Below are 1,159 nucleotides of genomic sequence, written 5' to 3'. Positions count from 1 at the left end.
CTTTTGGGAAACACCCGTTCCCATCCCGAACACGATGGTTAAGACCTGAGCGGCCGATGGTACTGCACTGGAGACGGTGTGGGAGAGTAGGTGGCCGCCAAAACAAAAAAAGAAAAAGAACTGGTTTCACCAGTGATTAGAGATTAAAAGGGATTTTAGTTTCTAATGACTGATGAAAGAAGCAGTCAGTTGTACCTTGAAAATTGCATACAAAGAGAAATATCTTATGAAAATAAGAGAGTTGAATTAATTCAACAAGACATCCGAGGTAATGTTAACAACATTATAAAAAAACAAACTATTACCAACGCATGTAACGCTATACATGTGTAGATGAGAGACCAACCCGTGTTTCTTATCAGTTGGTTATGCTAATAAGAGCGTATGGTGGATGCCTTGGCACTAAGAGCCGATGAAAGACGTGATAAGCTGCGAAAAGCTTCGGGGAGGAGCAAATATCCATTGATCCGGAGATATCTGAATGGGGAAACCCACTTGAGAAGACCTCAAGTATCCATACGCCAATCCATAACGTATGGAAGGGAACCCGGTGAACTGAAACATCTAAGTAGCCGGAGGAAGAGAAAGAAACATCGATTTCGTAAGTAGCGGCGAGCGAAAGCGAAAGAGCCCAAACCGGAGTGCGTGCACTCCGGGGTTCGGACCGCATTTAAGATTCAGTGATTCTAGCAGAAAGGTTTGGGAAAGCCTGCCGGAGAGGGTGAAAGCCCCGTAAGCGAAAGGAGAGCTGACTGAGCGGGATCCAGAGTACATCGAGACACGAGAAACCTTGATGGAATGAGCGGGGACCACCCCGTAAGGCTAAATACTCCTTAGTGACCGATAGCGCATAGTACTGTGAAGGAAAGGTGAAAAGGACCCCGGGAGGGGAGTGAAAGAGAACCTGAAACCATATGTTTACAAGCTGTGGAACATCTTTATATGATGAACCGCGTACTTTTTGTAGAACGGTCCGGCGAGTTACGCTGGCTGGCGAGGTTAAGGGCTGAAGGCCTGGAGCCGAAGGGAAACCGAGTCTGAAGAGGGCGAAATAGTCAGTCGGAGTAGACCCGAAACCGGGTGATCTATCCATGTCCAGGTTGAAGTTGCCGTAAAAGGCAATGGAGGACCGAACCCACATCCGTTGAAAAGGGTGGGG

2 rRNA genes are annotated in these 1,159 nt (G+C 47.3%); both read left to right on the top strand.

Annotated features, from left to right (window positions below):
• A 5S ribosomal RNA gene (gene rrf / locus AB5217_RS24860) occupies positions 1–103 on the top strand; the annotation flags it as partial.
• Positions 104–364: 261 nt separating this feature from the next.
• Positions 365–1,159 (top strand): 23S ribosomal RNA (locus AB5217_RS24855); the annotation flags it as partial.

Origin of the sequence: Bacteroides sp. MSSM.1001136sp1_RTP21357st2_D2_RTP21359_211015 (genome assembly GCF_040913205.1) — a bacterium.
Classification (GTDB): domain Bacteria; phylum Bacteroidota; class Bacteroidia; order Bacteroidales; family Bacteroidaceae; genus Bacteroides; species Bacteroides ovatus.
Note: the sequence above shows the minus strand (reverse complement) of the source record. Positions and strands in the feature narration are given on the sequence as shown.